Raw genomic sequence first — 21651 nt, 5'->3', positions numbered from 1 at the left:
TCTAGGGCCTGGCGCCGCCGGTGATGACGTTCACTGCCTGCTCCACGGCGATGGCGCCCTGGTCGAGCGCATCGAGGAGCTGCTCCAGCGAGGGGGGCTGCGTGTTCCTCGGCTCCTGGGCCTCGGTCCAGGGCATCCAGTGCCGCTTGCGCTGGAAGCGCGTGGGCGCCAGCGGCTGGCGTGTGGGCCGGTAGCCGGGGTGCAGCGCGTCACCCTGGCCCAGCACGAGGTGGCAGTTGGTGCCCCCCAATCCAAAGGAGGAGACGGCCGCGTAGCGGGTCCCACCCAGGGGCTCCCAGGGCTGCAGCTGGGTGACAGGGAAGAAGGGCGTCTCCGGGAAGTGGAACCGCGGATGCGGCTCCTCGCAGTGCACGGTGGCGGGGAGCTCCTGGTGCTGGAGCGCCAGCACCACCTTGATGAAGCTCGCCACCGCCCCGGCCTGGAGCAGCGCGCCGATGTTGGACTTCACCGAGCCCACCCCGCAGTACTGCTTGCGCGAGCTCTCCCGGCGGAAGACCTCGCTGGCCGCGTGGATCTCCAGCGGATCTCCGAAGGCATTCCCCGAGCCATGGGTCTCCAGGTAGCCGATGTCCCGCGCGGAGACTCCAGAGAGGCGGAGGGCTTCGCCGATGACCTCCACCTGGGCCTCCTTGCTGGGCATGGTCAGCCCCAGGGTGCGCCCATCGTTGTTGACCGCCGAGCCAAGCACGGTGGCCAGGATGCGGTCCCCGTCGCGCACGGCCTGCCCGTACTCCTTGAGCAGCACCATGCCCACGCCCTCGCCCGGCGTGAAGCCGCTGGCCTTGCGGTCGAAGATGCGGGTGCGCCCGTCCTCCGAGAGCAGCTGCGCCTGGCTGAAGCTGACGTGGAGGAAAGGATCCAGCAGCAGGTACATCCCGCCCGCGATGGCCATGTCGATCTCGCCTGACAGGATGCCGCGGCAGGCGTGATGGATGGCGAGCAGCGAGGAGGAGCAGGCCGTGTCGACGACGAGCGACGGGCCCTTCAAGTCCCAGAAGTGGGAGATGCGCGCCGCCACCATGTTCTGGAGCGTGTTCAGCAGCAGGTGCGGCGTGGAGCGCCCGTGGCCTCGGAAGCCGCTGCGCACGTAGTCGTTGGCGGTGGCGCCCAGGAAGACGCCGGTCCGGCTGTGCGCGAGCTCCTTCCGCGGGTAACCCGCCCCGTCCAGCAGCTCCTGCGCCGTCTCCAGCGCGATGCGCTGCTGGGGATCCATCCAGTCCGCATCCTCCTCGGCGATGCCGAAGAAGGCCGCGTCGAACAAGTCCACCTCTTCCGCGAAGGCTCCCCACTTCGAGTAGCTCTTGTTGGGCACCGCCTTGCGCGGGTCATAGTACCGCTCGGCGTCCCAACGCTCCGTGGGCACGGTCGTCACCAGATCCCGGCCCGCCGCGAGGTTGGCCCAGAAGGACTCGGGGCCGTGGGAGCCCGGGAACCGGCAGGCCACGCCGATGACGGCGACGCGCCGGGGCGGGTCACTGGGACGCAGGAGCGTGGGTGCGGCCGCACGGACCTCCTGCGCTGGGACCGAGGCGGTGGGCGTATGGGAGGGCGTCTCTCTCCCAAGGAGGGAGGGGCTGGCCGGCGGCGGAGGAGGCGGCGAGGCGGGGGCGGCGAGGGGCTGGACAGGCTCTGGAGCCTGGGCAGGCGTGGCGAGCCTCGCCTCCACGTGGCCGCGGTGCTCAGCCACGAGGTGCTTCGCCAGGGAGCGAATGGAGGGGTGCTCTGTGAGGGCACTCGGATCGAGGCTCACGGTGTAGCGCTCCTCGAGGTGATCGAGGATCCGCATGATCATCAACGAGTCCACGCCGTAGTCGCTGAAGTCCGCCTCGGCGTCGAGCTCGCTCGTGGAGACCTTGAGCAACGCCGAGCAGGTTTCGCTCAGATCCTGCTCGAGGTGGGACTGGAGCGTTTCGAGGGTCGGAGGGGCCACGGCGCGCTCGGCCACGGCGGGCTCCGGCGCGGCGGGGGGCGGCGGGGCGGAGCGCTGGGGCCGGACGACGGGCTGGGTGGCCAGCTCGATGCGCTTGTGGATGACGGCGGGATCGCCCTCCAGCAGCATGAGCTGGGAGCCGGGGAGCGCCTGGGCCAGCGAGAAGGCGGTAAGGCCTCGCCCGGTCTCCAACACCTTCAGTCCCGTGTTGCGGAGGATCATCTCCTCCACCTCGGGCTGGATGCGCATGCCGCCCTCGCGCCACAGCGGCCAGTTGAGCGAGAGCGTGCGTCCGCTCCGCAGGCCGCGCTCGCGCAGCTCCTCGCGCAGGGTTGCGAACGCGTCCATGAACTGGTTGCCCGCGGCGTAGTCCGTCTGCCCCATGCTGCCGAAGACAGCGGAGGCGGAGGAGAACAGCACCAGGAAGTCGAGCGGCACTTCCCGGGTGGCGGCGTCGAGGTTCAGCGTCCCCTGGATCTTCGGGGTGAGCACCCGCTGGAAGGAATTCAAGGGCTTGTTGACGGCCATGGCGTCCTCGATGACGCCGGCGGCGTGGATGATGCCGTGGAGCGCGCCGAACCGCTCCCGCACGCGGGTGACGGCTGTCTGCAGCGCCGCGGGATCGGCCACGTCGGCGCTCAGGTACAGCACCTCGGCACCCATCGCCTCCAGCTCGGAGAGCGAAGCCCTCCGGGCCGCATCCAGCGGAGAGCGGCCCAGTAGGGCCACACGGGCCTGGGCCTCGCGAGCCAGGTACCGGGCGAAGACGAGCCCCAGTCCGCCTGCGCCCCCCGTGAGCAGATACACCCCGCGTGGACGGAGCAGCCCCGGCCGGGCGCTCGTGCCAGAGGCAGGGGGCGCCACGGGAGCGAAGCGCCGCACCTGCCGGCCGGCGGAGCCGATACGGACCTCCGTCTGCTCGGGCGGCTGCAGCTCGCGCAGGAGCGCATCCCAGTCTGCGGGGACCTCAGCCTGGCGCGGGGCGAACCGTACCACCCGCACCCGCAGCTTGGGGTTCTCCAGCGCCACGCTTCGCGCGAAGCCCGCGACGGCCGAGTGCTGCGGCTGCTCGCCCTCGCCCTGGAAGGCGTAGATGACGGGCAGCCGCTCCCGCAGCCGGAGCCCAGGCAGGGTCCGTGCAAGCAGGAAGAGCGATTGGAGCCCCAGGCGCAGCTGCTCCTGGAGCTCGGTGGACACGGTCTCGGCACTCGAGGCCGTGTCGAAGGCGAGTGGGCGCGCCTCGTGGTTCCAGAGGTGGAAGAGGGCCGCGGGCTGGAGTCCCCGCTCGCGGAGCGCCTCCCACAGCTGGCGGTAGTCCTCCTCGCGAGCCGGAGTGATCTGATAGTGCTCCGGAGAGAGGCAGCGGAAGCCCTCGCCGGGCTGCACCCGGATGATGGGCGCCTCACCGGAGCGCTCGCGCAGCTGGCGCCGGAGCCCTTGCGAGTGCGCCTCCTCCCGCTCGAAGACGAGGAAGGGGCGCTGGGCGTCTCCGCCCGAGGGGATGTACGGAGCAGGCACGGGGGTCTCTTCCCAGTGGGGCTCGTAGATCAGCAGCCCCTCAGGATTCTCCACGGGGCGCTGTACCGGGAGCTCCTCTCGCGCCACCCTTCGCAGCGTGAAGTCCCGCAGGCTGACGAGCGTTCGGCCGGCCTCATCGAGCAGGCGCAGGTGGAAGCGGGTAGGCGTGCCGGTGCTCTCCTTGGGCTCTCCCACGGTGACGTGGACGAAGCAGCGCGAGGGGATGGGGCTGTGGAGCCGCAGCTCTCCCACGGAGAAAGGCAGCAGCTCGCCCTCGCCGCCCGAGGCGGGGGGCGTCAGGCCGGAGACCGCCTGGAGCGCACCGTCGAGGAGGGCGGGGTGCAGGACATAGGCGCTGGCCTCTGCCTGGAGATGCTCGGGCAGGCGCAGCTCGGCGAGGGCCTCACCCGGCCCAGTGCGCAGCTCGTGAATGGCTCGCAGGCCCGGGCCGTACCGGAAGCCCCGCGCCACGAACCCGGAGTAGACAGCCTCGTCGGAGAGCACCTGGGCGCAGCGCCGCTGGATCTCATCGATCGAGACGGGAGCTGGGGGCTGCTGTGCCTCCCCGGAAGAGGAATAGAGCTTGCCGAGCGCGTGCACGGTGGCCTCCTCGCCCGAGCCCGTCACCACCTCGAACTCGACATGGGCGCCGCCAGCGCTGAGCCGGACGGTCACGTCCCGCGGCGAGTCCACGACGAGCGGGCTGGCCCAGAGGACATTCCGCAGGTGGGAGATCCCGGTCTCGGAAGCCAGCGCACCCGCGGCCCGGGCCATCTCCAGCGACACCACGCCCGGCAGCAGCCGCTGCTCACGGACGATGTGATCGGCCACATAGAACTCGGTGGCCGTGAGCCGCTTGAGGAAGCGCGGACCCTTCAACGTGGAGGTGTTGGCGTCGATCAGCGGGTGCAGCACCGGGGCCGCCGAGGCACCTGCTCCCCGCGACGAGGCCACCTGAGGGATCCAGCAGCGCCGGCGGGCGAAGGGGTACGTGGGCAGCGGAATGCGCCTCAGCGTGGGGGAGTGCTCCAGCCGGGACCAGGTGATCTCCGTGCCCTCCGTCCACAGGGCTGCGAGCCGGGCCAGCTTTCCGCCCTGCCACAGCGACTGGTGGTAGGCGTGATCCTCGCTCTCGCTTCCGGCGCCGCTGGCGCCCCGCTTCACCTGGCCGCTGAGGACCCGTCGCGCTCCCTCCGGGGTGCCGTCGAGGTAGCCTTCCAGCGCCTTGCGCAGCTCCGCCTTGTCCTGCGCCACCACGGCGAGCCGCGCCTCCATCGTCTCGCGGCCCACCTGCAGGGTGTACGCGAGGTCCTCCAGCCGTGCCTCCCCATGGGCTTCTAGGAAGTCGCGCAGCTTCCGCGCGGACTCCTGGAGGCGCTCTGGGGTGCGTGCGGACAGCACCACCAGCTGCGGGAGCGCCGAGGCGGCCTCGCGTCCCACCCGTGGATCCTCATACTCCTCCAAGAGGATGTGGGCATTGGAGCCGCCCGCGCCGAAGGAGCTGATGCCCGCGCGGCGGGGATGACCCGTGCGCTTCTCCCACGCACGTGCTTCCTGCGGCACGTAGAAGGGAGTGTCCGCGAAGGGGATGCTGGGGTTGAGCTCCCGCGAGTGCAGGGAGGGCACCAGCGTGCGGTGCCTCATGCACAGCAGCACTTTGGTCAGCCCAGCGATGCCCGCCGCGGCCTCCAGGTGGCCGATGTTGGACTTCACCGAGCCCACCGCGCAGAAGCCCTTCTCCGTGCTGTCGCCGCGGAAGGCGCTCGTCAGGCCCGCGATCTCGATGGGGTCACCCAGCGAGGTGCCCGTGCCATGTGCTTCGATGTAGCTCACCGTGGAGGCGGGGATGCGGGCCTTCTCCAGCGCATCCCGGATGAGCCGCGCCTGTGCGTCCGGGCTTGGCACGGAGAAGCCACTGGTGCGGCCTCCGTGGTTGACCGCCGTGGACTTGATGACGGCGTGGATGGTGTCTCTGTCGGCGATCGCTCGCTTCAGCGGCTTGAGGAGCACGGCACCCACCCCCTCGCCGGGGACGTAGCCATTGCCACCCTTGCCGAACGTCCGGCAGCGCCCGTCCGTCGACAGCATCTGCAGCTCGCTCAGCTTGAGGTACTTCGAGAAGTGCAGGGAGGCGTTGACGCCACCCACGAGCGCCGCGCTGCACTCGCCGCGCTTGATGCTCTCGCACGCCAGGTGGATGGCGTAGAGCGACGAGGAGCATGCCGTGTCCACTGGGACGCTCGGGCCCTGCAGGTTCAGGAAATAGGAGATCCGGTTGGCCACCGAGGAGAACCACGAGCCGGCGACCACCGGGTTGCCCTTGAGGATCTCCTCCAGGCCGAAGAGCTGGTAGTCGCTCCACATCACCCCGGCGAAGACGCCGATGTCATTGCCCTTGCCCGTGCCCAGCCGCTCGCGCGTGTAGCCCGCATCTTCCAGCGCGGCCCAGGCTGTCTCCAGGAAGACGCGCTCCTGGGGATCCATCATCTCGGCCTCGCGCGGCGAGATGTTGAAGAAGAGCGGATCGAACTCGTCCACGCCGTCGATGAAGCCACCCCACCGGCTGTAGGTGCGGCCCGGCTTGCCACGCTCGGAATCGAAGTAGCGCTCCACCTCCCACCGGGAGCGGGGGATCTCGGTGATGCAGTCCCGGCCTGCCTTCAGGTTGGCCCAGAACTCGTCCAGGTCGCGTGCCTGCGGGTAGCGTCCCGCGACGCCCACGATGGCGATCTCATCCTCATCCGCCTCCTCTCGCGCGGCGGGCGCGCGCGGCGCCGGCTTCGAGGACTCCACGGCGGGGGACGTTGCCGCGGGAGCCGCTGCAGCGGCGGCCTGCGGGGGCGGGGGCGGGGGCTCGGCGGGAGCGGACTCGGAGGGCCTGGCGAGCAGATCCCCGAACTGCTCCACGAGGTAGCCCGCAAGGGCCGAGACGGTGGTGTACTCGAAGAGGAGCGTGGGATACAGCTCGCGCCCAAGCCGGGCCTCCAGGGCACGGACGATCTGCAGCAGATCCACCGAGGCGAGCCCCTGCTCGTAGAAGCCCGCGTTCACGTCCACGTCCTCGGGGAGACGCTTCAGGGCGCGGCTCACCAGCGAGCGCAGCTCTGCCTGGACCCGCTCCAGTGGGGACGCGGAAGCGCTGGGGCGCGGGGCTGCAGGCGGAGCGACCGGCGTGAGCGCTGGACGGGCGGGCTCGGGCGCTTGGCTCGGGGCCTGGTGCTGGGTGATGAGGTTCCGGGTGCGGATCTTCTTCGCGCGGAAGTTCCGGAAGTGGACGAGCAGCTCCCCCTCGGGGCTGAACAGCCGGATGTCGCTGTGGACGGTGTCGCCGGAGAGGCTCTGCTGACCGGTCTGCTCCACGTAGGCAACGCAGGTGCGGCTCAGCGGGCCATGGGCGCGGAACGCGTCGATGAAGATGGGGATGAAGGGCTGCCGCTCCGCCGCGTCCTTCTCGAAGAGGCAGAACGGCATCAGCGTGGAGAAGTCCAGGTAGGCTGGGTGGACGTGGAAGTGCTCCAGGTAGCCTTGCGCGAGCTCGCTCAGCGTCACCTCGGCCAGCAGCCAGCCTTGGCCGTAGTGCAGCGTGCCCAGGGCCTTCATGAACTCCTGGTGGTCGATGTCCACCGAGCGGGCGAAGGCATACAGCTCGTCCGCGTCCGCCCGGCGCGTGGCGGTGGCCCGGAGGCGAGCGATGTCCAGCGGGGCCCTCGGCTCCCGTGGGACCTGGTGAAGCTCACAGGTGAAGTTGGCGGTCCACTGCTCCTCGAGGGCGACGCCGTCCTTCACCTTGCGGCTCTCCACCGAGATGGCGGCGTGATCCCCCTGCGGCTCGACGGAGAGCCGCACCTGCTTGTCGTAGCTCTCGGTGACGGCGATGGGCTCGATGAAGAGGCACCGGCGCAGCTCCACCTGGCCTGGCTCCAGCCCCTGCTGGCGGGCCATCCGGTAGGTGAGATCCAGGAAGAAGACGCCGGGGAGGATGCGCACCCCGTGCACGAGGTGATCGCGCACCATGTAGTCCTCGAAGAGGACGGTCGTCTTGAGACGCTTGGACGAGAGGGCCATCACGGGCGGGTTCACGATCGTGGGGCTCATGGGCCGGAGTCCTCCAGGACGAGGAGCTTGCGGGCCCCGTTGAGCGGGTTGGGGCGCAGGGTGTTGGGGGCGGTGGGCTCGCGGACGGGCAGAGGGGCAGGGTGGCCTGGGGCGACGGGCGTCGACGAGGGCTTCTCGAACCAGTACCGCTTCTTGCGGAACTCCGCGGGCGGCAGCGCCACGCGCCGGACCTGGTAGCCCGCATGGTCGGCCGGATCGAAGTCCCGGACGAGGATGTGGCAGTTGGTGCCCCCGAAGCCGAACGCGCTGATGCCCGCGCGGCGCACCCCCTGATACGGCACCCACTCACGGGCCGTGAGGGCGGGCATGAAGGGGGAGGTCTGGAAGGCGAAGCGCGGGTTGGGCTCGTCGCAGTGCAGCGTGGGCGGGATGAGCCGGTGCTGGAGCGAGAGCGTCAGCTTGATGAAGCCCGCGATCCCGGCGGCGAGCATCAGGTGGCCGATGTTCGTCTTCACGCTGCCCACCGCGCAGAACTGGTTGTCGGCGGTGTCACGCCGGAACACGTTCATCAGGCCCTTGAGCTCGATGGGATCGCCGATCATCGTCCCCGTGCCGTGCGTCTCCACGTAGGTGACGGTGCGGGCGCTGACGCCCGCCTTCTCCAGGGCCTGCTGCACCACCTCCTGCTGCGCCTGCATGTTGGGGGTGGTGAGGCCCATGGTGTGGCCGTCGTTGTTCATGGCGCACGCCTCGATGACGGAGAGGATGCGGTCTCCATCCGCGAGGGCCCGTTCCAGTGGCTTGAGCAGAATGGCGCCCACGCCCTCGCCCGGCACGAAGCCGTTGGCCTTCACGTCGAACGTGTGGCAGCGGCCGTCCGGCGAGAGCGCCTTGGCCTCGCTCAGCTTCAGGTAGGGCACCTCGTCGAGCAGGACGTCCACGCCACCGGCAAGAGCGAGCTCGCACTCACCCGCGGCGAGGCTCTGGCAGGCCAGGTAGATGCTCGTCAGCGAGGACGAGCAGGCCGTGTCCACCACCATGTTGGGGCCCTTGAAGTTGAAGACGTGGGCCACGTGCGCGCCAATGAAGTTCTGGTTCAGCCCGGTGGCGGTGCTGCGGCTGGGCACGAGGATGCGGGTGCCATAGGTGCTGGTGCCCGAGCCCACGAAGGTGCCCACCCGCCGGTTCCAGAGATCCGTCTTCGCGTAGCCGGCGTTGCGCAGCGTCTGCTCGCTGCACTCCAGGAAGAGGCGGATGAGCGGGTCCATGTGGGCCGCGTCCTCCTCGGGGATGCCGAAGTAGCCAGGATCGAAGAGCTCGATGCCGTCGAGGAAGCCCCCCCACTTGCTGATGCTCTTCCCCTTCTCATGGTGGGGGCGGTACAGCTCGTCGCTGTTCCAGCGCGAGCGCGGCACCTCGCTGATGCTGAATCGGCCGGTGCGCAGGTTCTCCCAGTAGGCCTCCAGGCTCTCCGCCCCCGGGACGCGGCAGGCCGCACCGATGACGGCAATCTTCTGGCGAGGCGTGGAGCCCGCCGTCGTCACCAGCGCGGGGGGCGCGGCGGGCTGGCTCTCTGGGAGCGGCACCGGAGGCGGCACTGGCGCCGAAGGAGCCACCGGCAGCGGTGAGGCCTGCGGCGCAGGGGCGCCAGCGCCGGTGCTGCCGCGCGCCAGGAAGGCCTCCAGGCCCGGCTGGAATGCCTCGCTCAGGTAGTGGCTGAGCGTGTCGAGCGTGGAGTGCTCGAGGATGATCGAGGGGTCCACCGGCTTGCCGGTGAAGCGCTCCATCTTGGTCACCAGATCCGCGATGACGATGGAGTCCACGCCGTAGTCTCCAAAGGGCGCGTCCCCCTGGAAGCGGGCCTTGTCGATCATCAGCTCGCGGGACAGCAGCTCCAGGATCAGCTCCCGCGTGGCGGCGAACAGGTCCACCGCCGGAGCACGCGCTGCGGTGGGGGTCGGCGTGTCGGCCTGGGCGGGCGCGGCGGGGGCCGCCTGGGGAGCCCGTGCGGGGGCGGCGGGCTCTGCTCCCTGGGTGGACAGCATCCGATCCAGCCGCAAGGTGGCGCGGTTCACCACGCAGGGCATGACGCTCGTCGTGTCGGGGAGGGACAGCGCCGCCTCGAGCAACTCCATGCCCTCGCGCGTGCCATGGGCGGTGAAGCCCAGGCCGGTGTAACGGGGGCTGCTGATCTCCCCCATTCCCGTGTCCTTCCAGCTGGGCCAGTTCAGCGCCAGGAAGCGCGTGCGGCTCTTGCCCGCCTGGTACGCCGCGAAGGCGTCCAGGAAGCCATTCGCGCTGGCGTAATCGGCCATCCCCACCGCCAGCGAGGGCACCACCGCGGAGACGGACGAGTAGAGGAGGAAGAAGTCCGGCGTGTCGGCCTTGAGCACCCCGCTCAGGACGATCAGTCCTCGGACCTTGGGCTCCCAGACGCGCCGCATGTCCTCGAGGCCCTTCTGCGAGAAGGAGGGCGGGCGCTGCGAGACGATGCCTGCGCAGTGGATGACGCCAGCGATGGCGCCCAGCCGCTTCCGGGTGTCGCTGAAGAAGGCGGCGAGCCTCGGCTCATCGCTGAGCGGGCCATGGTAGAGGGCCACTTGCGCGCCCGCCTGCTCCAGTTCCAGCACCCGGCGGACGCGGGTCGCCACGTCCTGCTCCGTGCTGCTGGAGGCGAGCAGGCTCGACCAGGAGTCCCGCGGTGGCAGCGTCCGGGCGCCCAGGAGCGCCAGGCGCCGGGCGCCCTTGGCCACCAGCGTCCGGGCCGCCTCGAAGCCGAGCCCCCCTGTGCCTCCGGTGATGACGTAGGTCCGCGCCGGGTCCACCGGGAAGGGCCCTAGCCGCGTGGCCTCTCCGGGAGCGCTCACTGCCACCTCCTCGAGGTACGGGAGGTACCGGGTGCCCTTGCGGTAGCAGACCTCGCCCATGCCCGTGTCAGCCGAGGCCTCGGCAGCCACCAGGGCTAGCAACTCCTCGGAGCGGTCACAGCTCAGATCCACATCGACCGTGACGGCTCGGACGCGCCCGTACTCGGCGCCCAGCATCCGGACGATGCCAGCCACCGTGGCCCCCGCGAGCGTCGGGACGGTGTTCTCGAAGGGGACGAGCCCGTGGGTGAAGTGCAGGATGCGCAGCGGCGCCTGGCCGGTGTGCCGCAGCAGCCCCTGGAGCACGGCCACCTTGCCCGCGTCCCGATCCGGGCTGACGCGTGGGGCGGCGTACACGTCCGACAGATCGACCAGCCCATTCACTTGCGGGTGGCGGGAGAGCAACTCCGTGATGAGCCGGGTGCCCTGCTCGCCATCCGAGAAGTCGAGCTCGTACTCCCGCGCGGTGAGCCGGGGGAGCCCACTGGCGCCCTTGATTGCGATCCACTGGCACTCCGGCTGCGAGCCGAGATCCTTGAGGACATCGATGGCACCCTCGCCATTGAGGAGCACCAAGTACATGCCGCGCAGCGTGGGCGCTGTCACGGGGGCAGGAGCGGGCCGCCAGCGCTTGACGAGCAGGAGCTTCTCCCCGGGCGGGGGCGTGGGCACCTCCGCCGGCGCGGGAGCTTGAGGCGCAGGAGCCTGGGGCGCTGGAGCTTGGGCCACGGGGGCGGCCCGGGTGAGCGTGGGAGTGCCTTCGACTGGCCGCACCCGCGGGAGCCAGTGCTTCTCGCGAGCGAACGGGTAGGTGGGCAACTCGACGCGACGCCGCAGGCGCCCTTCGTGGAGGAAAGTCCAGTCGAGCTCCTGGCCCTGCACCCAGAGCGAGGCCAGCTTCGCCAGCTTGCCCTTGCCCAGCAGCGAGCGCAGGTAGGCCTTGTCATCCTCGTCATCGCCGAAGACGAGCGCGGAGGCCTGCTTGCGCGCGGGACGCTGGCCCGTGAAGACGGCGTCTGGAGCCGCCTTGTCCGCGAGGAAGGCGTCCAGCCGGGCGACGAGCTCCTGCTCGCTCTGCGCGATGATGGCCAGCCGCGTGTCCATGACATCGCGGCCCACCTGCAGCGTGTAGGCCATGTCCGCCAGGGAGACCTGCTCGTCCTTGCGATCGAGGCGGGCGGCGACGGAGTCCCGCAGCCGGCGCGCGTACTCCTTGAGGCGCTCGCCCTCTCGCGCGGAGAGGATGAAGAGCTGAGGTGCCGCCTCCGCCGGCGGCCGTGGGCGAGGCACATACTCCTCGATGACGACGTGGGCGTTGACCCCACCGAAGCCGAACGAGCTGATGCCCGCTCGCAGCGGCAGGGGCTGGCCGTGGCGATCCTTCAGCGGCTCCCAGGCGCGCGGCGTGTCGACGACGTAGAAGGGGCTGCCCTTCAAGTCGATGTAGGGGTTGAGCTGCTCGAAGTGAAGGTTCGGCGGCAGCATTCGGTGCCGCATGGCCAGCAGCGTCTTGAGGAGCCCCGCCATTCCGGAGGCGCACTCCAGGTGGCCCACGTTGGTCTTCACAGCGCCGAGCCCGCAGGTGGCGCCGTTCCAGCCCGGCAGGCCTCGCCGCTCGGCCAGCTGGCTGAAGGCCTTCTTCAGGCCCTCGATTTCGATGGGGTCTCCCAGCTCCGTGCCCGTGCCGTGCGTCTCGATATAGCCCACGGTGTCGGGGGAGAACCCCGCGCGCTCATGGGCGGTGACGAGCAGCTCCGCCTGGGCGTTGGGGTTGGGCGCGGTGAGCGAGTGGGCATGGCCGCCGTGGTTGACGGCCGTGCCTCGGATGATGGCGTGGATGGTGTCTCCATCCGCCTCGGCCTTGCTCAGAGGCTTGAGCAGCACCACGCCCGCTCCCTCGCCGCGGACGTAGCCATCCGCGCGCGCGTCGAACGTCTTGCAGCGGCCGTCGCTGGCCAGCATGCCCGCCTTGCTGAACGAGACGAACATGGTGGGCGACAGCAGCACGTTGATGCCGCCGGCAATGGCCAGCTCGCAGTCCCCCGCCTGCAGCGCCCGCACCGCCCGGTGCAGTGCCACCAGGGAGCTGGAGCACGCGGTGTCGATGGGCTCGCTCGGGCCGCGCAGGTTCAGCAGGTAGCTGAGCCGGTTGGGGACGATGCTGTGGACGTTGCCCGTGGAGGTGTGGGCGACGATGTCCAGGCCCGACTGCTGGATGAGCTCGAGGTAGTCGTGCAGCGTCACGCCCGTGAACACGCCCGTGGCCGAGCCGGACAGGCGCTGCGGGCTGTAGCCCGCGTCTTCGATGGCACGCCACGCTGTCTCGAGGAAGATCCGCTGCTGCGGATCCATGAACTGCGCCTCGCGCGGCGAGATGTTGAAGAAGAGCGCGTCGAAGGCATCCACCTCATCGATGAAGCCACCCCACTTGCACGTCGTCTTGTTGGGCTCGCGCTTCGGGTCGCCGTACCAGGCCTTCCAATCCCAGCGCTCCTCTGGGACCTCGCGGATCAGATCCTTGCCCGCCAGCAGGTTCTTCCAGAACGTCTCCAGGTCCGGTGACTGCGGGAAGACTCCCGCCATGCCGATGATGGCGATGGGCTCCGCCGTCGCCGGGCGGGCCTCTTGAGAGAGGCGGGCGCTCGGAGCGGTGAGGACGCTCGGCCTCGGCTCGGCTTGCAAGGGCCGCGGTGCGGGCATGGGCGCGGAGGCGAGGAGAGGAGCAGGCTCGGCCGCGGCGGCAGGTGCCGGCGCGGCGGCCAGGCCAGCAGCCGCGTGGGCCTCGGCATCGTAGTGCGCGGCGAAGGCGTCGCGGTGCCGCTCCATCAGGAAGCGGGCGAGGCCACTGATGGCGGGGTTCTCGAAGAAGACCACCGGCGTGAGCGCCAGATCGAAGGTCTCGTTGAGCGCGTTGGCCAGCTCGGTCAGGGAGATCGAGTCGAAGCCGTAGTCGCTCATGTCATCGTCGGGATCGATGTCGGCGACGTTGACCTTGAGCAGCTCGGAGGACTTGCGAAGCAGGAAGTCCTGGAGCCTGCGGAGGAGCTCCTCGTGCGAGAGCCGGGCCGGGTGGGCCGCGCCGGCCGGGGGCACGAAGACCGGGAGGTTTCCGGCTGGCGTGGGCTCCAGGGCGCGCGTGGCACCCGCACCGGGCTCCAGCGCCTGCTCGATGCGCGCACGATCTCCATGGAGTACGGCGAGCTGAGGCTCTCCCAGGCGGAGGGCCTCCTCGAAGGCCTGGAGGCCCGTGGCGGTGGCCAGGGGCCTCAGTCCCGTGGTGCGGGCGGTGAGCTCCACCACGTCGGCGCCCACGCGCATTCCGCCCTCCTGCCAGAGGGGCCAGTTGAGCGACAGCGTGACGCCGCTGCGCTGGCCCGCCCGGACGAGCGCCGCGCGGGAGGTGGCCTGCGCATCCAGGAAGCGGTTGGCGGTGGCGTAGTCCGTCTGGCCCGCGCTGCCGAACACCGAGGCCACCGAGGAGAACGTCACGAAGAAGTCCAGCGGCTCCCGCGCGGTGGCGAGGTCCAGCAGCCAGGTCCCCGCCAGCTTGGGCGCAAGCACCCGCGCGAACGACTCTCGGGACTTCTGAGACAGGTAGGCGTCCTCGATGACACCGGCGGAGTGGAGGACCCCGTGGAGGTGCCCGAAGCGGGCGCGGACCTCGCGCATCATCCAGTCGATGTCCGCGGCTTGGGTGATGTCGGCGCGGAGGTAGAGCAGCTGGGCGCCCTGGGCCTGGAGTGACTCCAGCGTGCGCTGCTGCTCCTCGCGCAGGGCGGAGCGGCCGGTCAGCACCACCGAGGCGCGGTAGCGCTCCACCAGGTGCCGCGCGAAGATCAGCCCCAAGCCTCCCATGCCTCCGGTGATGAGGTAGACGCCCTTCTCACGAAGGACGGAGCGGCTCGTCACCGGGGACGTGGCACGCTGGAAGCGGCGCACGAGGCGGCCCGACGCGTCCAGGCGCACCTCCAGCTCCCCTCCGGCGCGCAGCTCACCCAGGAGCCGGCCCACATCGGACGCGATGGCCGGGTCCGCGAGCTGGATGGCTCGGGGCTGGAGGCGGGTGCTCTCCTGCGCCAGGGAGCGGATGAAGCCGCCCACGGCGGCGGACAGGGGCGAGTCCTCGTCCGTGGCGCAGAGGGCCAGCAGCCGGAGCTCCGGCCGCTGTTTCAGCGTGAGCAGCGCTTGGCTGGTGGCCAGCAGTGAGCCGAGCCCCGCGCCTTGCAAGGGCGAGGTGGGCTCCTGCTCGCGGGGCCGCCAGGCGTGGAGCACCACGAGAGGCCCTGCTCCCGGCAGCGCCTGGAGGAGCGCGAGGTGGTCGGCTGGCTCCTCCGGGCGGAGCTGGTAGCGCTGCCCACCCAGCGCCGCGTAGCGCGGGCCGGGCGTGGCCAGGTGCACGCTCTCGGCGGGCAAGCCGCGCTCGCCGAGGAACCGTGTCCACGCCTGGAAGCGCTCCTCACCCTCGTCGAAGAGCAGGAAGGTGGTGTCCCGCGAAGGCAGCTCGAAGGCAGGCGCGCTCACGCGCTCCCACACGGGGCGGTAGAGGGGGGCCCCCGAAGGAGCGGTCTCGACACTCTTCGGCTTCAAGGCCCGCAGGGTGAGGCCGTCGAGCGCCACGAGCGTCCGGCCCGTTTCGTCGAGCAGCCGGACGTTGCAGCGCAGCTGCTCGGCGTCCTCGCGCTCGAAGCGCACGTAGGCATGGCACCGCCGGGGCAGCGGGCCGTACTGGGTCAGCTCGTCCAGGGCGAAGGGCAGGTACGTCTCGTTCCCGCGGACCTTGGCGATGATCGTCTGGAGCGCACCGTCCAGCAGCGAGGGGTGGAGCCCGAAGTGGTCCGGCTCTCCCGCCGTGGCCGGCAGCTCCAGCAGCGAGAGGGCCTCGCTCTCCGAACTCAGATGCTCCACGACGGCCTGGAAGGTGGGCCCGTACGTGAAGCCCTGGGCGATGAAGTCCGCGTAGACCTGTTCCTGGCTCTTGCGGTGCGTGCAGCGCTGGCGCAGGGACTCCAGGTCCAACAGGGGCGGAGCGGAGAGGGCCTCGAGGTGCTCGTCTCCCAGGCGGCACCGCGCGTGGACCACGCGGTTGCCATCCGAGGTGCCGGTGCTGATGGTGACGTCGGTGCCGTGCTTCACTGCATGGAGAGCGACCTGCGCCTCCACGGGCGCGCCGGGCACGAGGATGGGCTGGGACCACACCATGGCCCGCAGCCGTGCCACGCCCGCGCCACGGGCGAGCGCACCCGCGGCCCGCGCCAGCTCCAGGTAGGCCACACCTGGCAGCGTCTTCCGCGCCGCCACGACGTGATCCCTCAGGTAGAACTCGCTCCCATCCCAGCGCGTCTCGAAGCGCTGCCCCTCGGGCGAGGAGCGCTCACGGTCGATCATCGGGTGAGGCCGGGTGGGGGCCAGCCGCGCCTCACGGGGCTCCACCGGACGTGGGCCCGAGAGCAGCCCGCTCTCGGGCAGCCAATGACGGGTGCGCGCGAAGGGGTAGGTGGGGAGGGGGACCCGGCGACGCTTCTGCCCCGCGTGGAGCTGCTCCCAGGGGAGCTCCGCCCCCTGCGTCCAGAGCTGCGCCAGCTTGTCGAGCCGGCCGTTGCGGATCAGGGCCTGGGTGAATGCGAGTGCCTCCTCGCCCTCACCGAGCGTGTCCACAGCGCCGCGGTTCTTGATGTTGCCGGTGAAGACACCCTCGACGCCCTTCTCGCCCACGGCCAGCTTCTCCAGCTTCCGCGAGAGCTCCTCGAGGTCCTGTACGATGAGCGCCACGCGCTCCTCGAAGGACTCACGGCCCACCTGCAGCGTGTAGGCGATATCGCCGAGGCTCGGGCGCAGGTGCGCGGGAGCCTGCGGCGGGTGGGTGAGGGCGCGCTGAAGCCGCTCCAGGCTCTCGCGCAGCCGCTCCGCGTTCTTCGCGGAGAGGACGATGAGCTGCGGGCCCTGCGTCGCGGAAGTCGGCTCGTGGACATACTCCTCCACCACGAGGTGCGCGTTGACGCCGCCCGCCCCAAACGAGCTCAGGCCGGCCCGGCGCGGTGCTTCGACGGTGACGCCCTGGCGCTTCCAGCGCGGGCGCTTCCACTCCGCCCGCTCGCGCTGGACACGGAAGGGCGAGCTCTCGAAGTCGATGTAGGGGTTGAGCTGCTCGGAGTTGAGCGAGGGCACCAGGGTGCCATGGCGCATCTGCAGCAGTACCTTGGTGAGTCCGGCGATGGCGGCCGCGGGCTCCAGGTGGCCGATGTTGGGCTTCACACTGCCGATGGCGCAGAACCCCGTGTCGGCAGTGTCCTGCCGGAAGGCGGCGGTGAGGCCTCGGACCTCGATCGGGTCTCCCAGCGGCGTGCCTGTGCCGTGCGCCTCGACGTAGCTGATGGAGCGTGCGTCCACGCCTCCGCGCTTCAATGCCTCGGCCACCAGCTCGCCCTGGGCCGTCGGGTTGGGCACGGTGAAGCCGCTCGTTCTGCCACCATGGTTGACGGCGCTGCCCTTGATGAGGCCGTAGATATGGTCCCCATCCTTCAGGGCCTGAGCCAACGGCTTGAGGAGCACGGCGCCCACGCCCTCGCCCATGACGAAGCCCTGCGCGTCGCTGCCGAACGCGCGGCAGCGCTCGTCTCGCGAGAGCATCGTCATCTGCGAGTACTGAACGGAGCGGTACGGGTGGAGGATCAGGTTGACGCCACCCGCGATGGCCACGCTGCACGCGCCGGAGCGCAGGGCCTCACAGGCGGTGTGCAGGGCCACGCCCGAGGCGGAGCACGCCGTGTCAATGGACAGGCTGGGGCCGCTGAAGTCGAAGAAGTACGAGATGCGGTTGGCGACCTGGTAGTTGTCTGCGTAGGGGTACGGGCTGTGGCCCGCGAGCGCGGCCTCGGCGCTGAAGAGCAGGTAGTTGTTGGCCATCACCCCGGCGTACACGCCGACATTCCGGCCCAGGGTCCGGCGGGTGTAGCCCGCGTCCTCGACAGCCTCGTAGACGACCTCCAGGAAGAGCCGCTGCTGGGGGTCCATCTGCTCAGCTTCTTTGGGGGAGATGTTGAAGAAGAGCGAGTCGAACTCGCCGACACCTTCAACGAAGCCGCCCCACTTCGTGTAGCTCTTGTCGCGCTTCTTGCCGCTCGGATCGTAGAAGCGCGAGTGTTCCCAGCGATCCGCCGGGACCTCGGTGATGTTGCTCCGGCCTGCGCGCAGGCTCTCCCAGAACTCGTGGAGGTTGCGTGCCTGAGGGTAGCGGCCCGAGATGCCGATGATCGCGATGTCTGTCTTCGAAGAGGGGCCGGAGGCTGTTTCCTGGGAATGAGGCCGCTCCAGGGAGGCCGTGGGCATGAGAGCGGGCACGGGCACGGGCACGGCAGCGGGCGCGGCGGTGGGTTTTACCTTCCGCAGCAGGTCAGCCCGACGCTCCGTGAAGAGGTAGCGCGCGAGGCTACCCAGCGTCTTGTGCTCGAAGAGCAATGTTTTGGGCAGGCTGCCCAGCTCGTCCTCGAGCGCGACGGTGATGTCGATGATCGAGAAGGACGTGAGCCCGAGCGCCTCGAAGTGCGTATCGAGCTTCACCCCTGTCCGTGCGGCGCTGAGGAACCGGCCGAAGATGCCCTGCAGGAAGTCCACGGTGGCGCGCAACAGCGCCGCCTCGTCCGGCTCTCCAGGCGCACTCGGAGCGCTCGGAGCATTCGATGGGGGAGCCGCCGCCGCACTCATGGCGGGCTCGGTGGGCCGGACCTCAGGGGCGGGGAGCGGCCCCGCCCGCCGGGCGGCGTGGTAGGCGCTGACGCGCTCATGGATGCGCCGGGGCTCGGACAGCTCTCGGGTGATGCGCTCGAGCCGCTCCAGCCGCGAGGCATCCATGGAGGCGGGAGCTGTCGGCTTGCCGCCCTTGTCGGCGTTGGCGGCGAGCTCCAGGTCCTGCTGGTCCACCTTGTCGGGAGAGAAGGTGACCGTGGCCGCGTACTGCGCGGGGAAGCGGAAGATGCTGCGGCCCTCGGCCTCCTGCCGGAACTGCGACCCAGCCGCCTCCAGGAAGCGGAGCGCGGGAGGGTTCTTGGCGGTGGGAGTGAAGGTGGCCTCCACCCACTCCAGGCCCGAGTCCAGGGCGAGCTGGCCCAGGCGCGCGAGCATGGCATGCTCCACGCCCCGGCCCAGCACCCGGCAGCTGAGCATGAACGAGTCCACCGAGATGCGGTCGGCATCGCGCCGGCTGATCACCACGCCCACCAGGCCGTAGTCTCCGAAGCGATCACTCACCTGCGTGGTCCAGATCTGGTGCGTCCCGGCGTCCACCAGTTGCTGGAGTTCCGCCTCGGAGCGCCGCACCGTGGTGAAGTTGAACTGGTTGGTGCGCTGGGTGAGCTGCGACACGCGGGGACGCTGCGCGGCTGTCATCTCGGTGATGCGGATGTCCAGGCCCAGCCCGTGGAGGAACTCGCCAAAGCTGGTAGCGGACTGTTGGTAAGTGTCCCGCTCCTTGTTCTGGCGGTACATCTGCGTGCGCTTCTTGTCCTCCTCGGTGACGACCAGCCGATCAAAGGCCCAGATGTGGTCGACCAGGGTGGGCAGGGCTTCGGCCTCCTTGGGCACCGTCAGCGCCAGCACCTGCGGGCAGGCCGCCTTCACCTCGGCGATCTCCACCGGGTTGTCGTCCAGGAAGATGAAGCTGTCCAACCCGACGTTGAGCTCCTCCGCCAGCGAGCGCAGATTCTGCGACTTGGGCAGCCAGTTGATGCGGTGGGTGGTGATGTGCTCCAGCTTGAGCGCCATCTCCGGGCGCTGCTTGAACACCTCGATGACGTCGCTCTCCACGTTCTTGCTGCAGAGGCAGAGGATCATCCCCTGCGCCTGCTGCCGCACCATCTGCTCCTGCAGGTAGCGGTAGCTGGGGGAGATGTCTACGCCCTGCGGCCCATCCTCGCCGCACACGCCCTTCCACAGGGTGTTGTCGCAATCGAGGACGATGACCTTGAAGGGAGGGGTGAGGATGCTGTGGAGCGCGCGGGTGACGAGGGTCCCCAGCACGCTGAAGTACGCGGGCGTGTAGGGGATGTGCCCCATCTGGTCGCGCACCTCATCGTGGTACTGGGAGACAGGGTACTGCTCCGCGAACGCAGCCGCCTGGAGGACGTACGTCCCGGGTTGGGCCTTGAGTTCGCGCTCGAGCCGCTCCTCGATCCGGCGCAGGAAGAGGGCGTAGCCCTTGTGCCGCAGCAGCTCCGGGGTGGATGGACACAGGCACACCAACAAGGGGGCTTTGCTCCGGGCCTTGTGGGTCTTCACCGCCGCGATCAGGTCCCCCGTGCTGCGCTCCACCTTCTGGGAGAAGGTGGCGAAGTCGCGCTCGGCGGGGTGGGCGGGGCCGTGATCGTCTCTGCCGTCCGCGTGCTCGTAGTGCACCCAGTCCTCGGGGCGCAGCAGCAGCACGTTGAGGCCCTCCGCGTTGCCGCTGAGCAGGCTTGAGGGGGCCAGCAGCTCCTGGAAGATCTGGTTGTAGGGGGCGAACTCGACCTCCAGGCCGAGCTTCAGCTCTTCGCCCCAGAACTCCAGGCTCTCCTGGAGGGGCTCTGCGGTAAAGGTGGCGGCGATGGCCAGCTTGCGGCGGGGGGCAGTCTTCTGCTCCTGTGGCACGGCCTTCTCCTGTGATGCGGCCTTCTCTTGTGGCGCGGCTTGCTCCTGCGCCGGGGGAGGAGCCTCCGTGGGCGGTCTGACAGAGGCCGTGTCCGTGAAGTCCTCGAGCATCACCACCTGGCCGGTGGAGGGCGCCGTGAGCAGGCTGCGCACCAGGGAGGTGGCCACTGCCTCCGGGCGCAGCGCGCTGTCATTGCCGAGCGGCGTATTCGTGAGCTCCGTCAGCAGGCGGGGCGGGCGTGCCACGATGACGGAGACCTGGGGGTACTCGAGGGCTGCGGTGCGCGCCAGCCCTTCGATGGCGCACTTGGCGCTCACGTAGTGGGGCCAGCCCGCGAGCGGCTCCCGAACCGCGGACGAGGAGAGGACGACGGCCTGCCCCTTCTGCCGGGCGAGCTCCTCCAAGAAGCACGAGAGGGGCGCGTGAACCAGCGCCAGGCTCTTGCGCACGTACTCGGTGAGGCGCGAGGTGGGATCCGGCTCCACACGCAGCGGCTGCAAGGGGAGACACGCGTTGCAGAGCAGAAGGTCCAGGCGCCCGTGGCGTCCAAGGATCTCCGCCTGGGCCCGCTGGCACCACTCCAGATCGCTGCCATCTCCCTGGAGCAGGTGCACCGCGCTCGCCCGTGCTCCCAGTGCGTCCCGGACGGCTGCCGCCTCTCGCTCGCTCTTGAGGTAGTTGAGGTAGACGGTGCAGCCCTGGAGCGCCAGCGCTTGGACGAGCGCGGCGCCCAGCCCCCGGCTGCCGCCGATCACCAGCGCCACCTTGCCGGCCAGCACCCGCGACTCCGGCTGCAGGCGGGTGAGGAGCTCCACCGAGGACGGTGGTAGCTCTGGCCGGACGAAGGCGCGCAACTCCAGCGAGGCGATCGGGGTCCCGGCGCCGACCCTGGCACGCAGCCGCACCAGGCCGAACTGCTTCTCCACGGACTGGACCTCCGTCCGGCAGTGGAGAGACGACGCCTCACCCGCCACCGCGTCGAAGTCTGCATCCAGCCGCGAGTAGAGGGCCTGCCGGCCCGGTACCTCCATGCCGATCAGATAGCTGCTCCAGGCCAGCACCGCCGCCTGCTGCACATCGACGCCCTTGCCTGTGACACCCAACTGATGTATCAGGTCGGTCAGTACCGACCAACGTGGTGAGTAGTCCTCTTCAAGGAGTTGGCCTGCACGGAGATCCTCGAGTCCGAGCTCTGCAGGCTGTTCGCGCGGTGCCCGTGCTGGAGTGTCAGCTGCGGGAGGACGAGCGAGCGGGCCCGTGTGGAAGTGCGCCACCAACTGGAGCAGCTCTCGGCCTCCGTCAAAGAGGGTGGCCAGGGTCTTGTCTGGCGTGGGCTCCTGGATAGAGAGCCTATAGGGCTGATCCAGAAAGAGCGGATTCAGGAAGCGAAGTTCCAGCCGCGCCAGTCGCTGCTGGGGCCGCTCTCTCAGCCGCCCCAAGAGGGTCAGCGCGCCAAGAATGCCGTGAACGATTCGCGCGCCGTAGGGGCTCTTGCGCGCGTAGTCGTCGGAGAGGTGGAGGGGATTCGTGTCGAGGCTGGCTTGGCAGAACTGCTCCAATTCACCTCGAGTGAAGCGCACCTCGTTCAGCGTCGATGCGGGGGACATGGGAAGGTCCAGAGCGGGAGCGGCGTCCGTTTT

2 protein-coding genes are annotated in these 21651 nt (G+C 70.0%); both read right to left on the bottom strand.

Features of this window, described 5'->3' with window-relative positions; all coding sequences use genetic code 11:
• Window position 1: 1 nt before the first annotated feature.
• On the bottom strand, window positions 2-7564 hold the full coding sequence (locus tag DB31_RS00475; protein ID WP_044180574.1) for an SDR family NAD(P)-dependent oxidoreductase: 7563 nt from the start codon (window positions 7562-7564) through the stop codon (window positions 2-4).
• Complete coding sequence (locus DB31_RS48460; protein WP_075305798.1) at window positions 7561-21618, bottom strand: SDR family NAD(P)-dependent oxidoreductase; 14058 nt, start codon at window positions 21616-21618, stop codon at window positions 7561-7563. The genes DB31_RS00475 and DB31_RS48460 overlap by 4 nt, the downstream gene beginning before the upstream one ends.
• Window positions 21619-21651: the final 33 nt, after the last annotated feature.

Origin of the sequence: Hyalangium minutum, from assembly GCF_000737315.1 — a bacterium.
Classification (GTDB): Bacteria; Myxococcota; Myxococcia; order Myxococcales; family Myxococcaceae; genus Hyalangium; species Hyalangium minutum.
The sequence above is the reverse complement of the archived record's forward strand: the minus strand, read 5'-3'. Positions and strand labels throughout refer to the sequence as shown.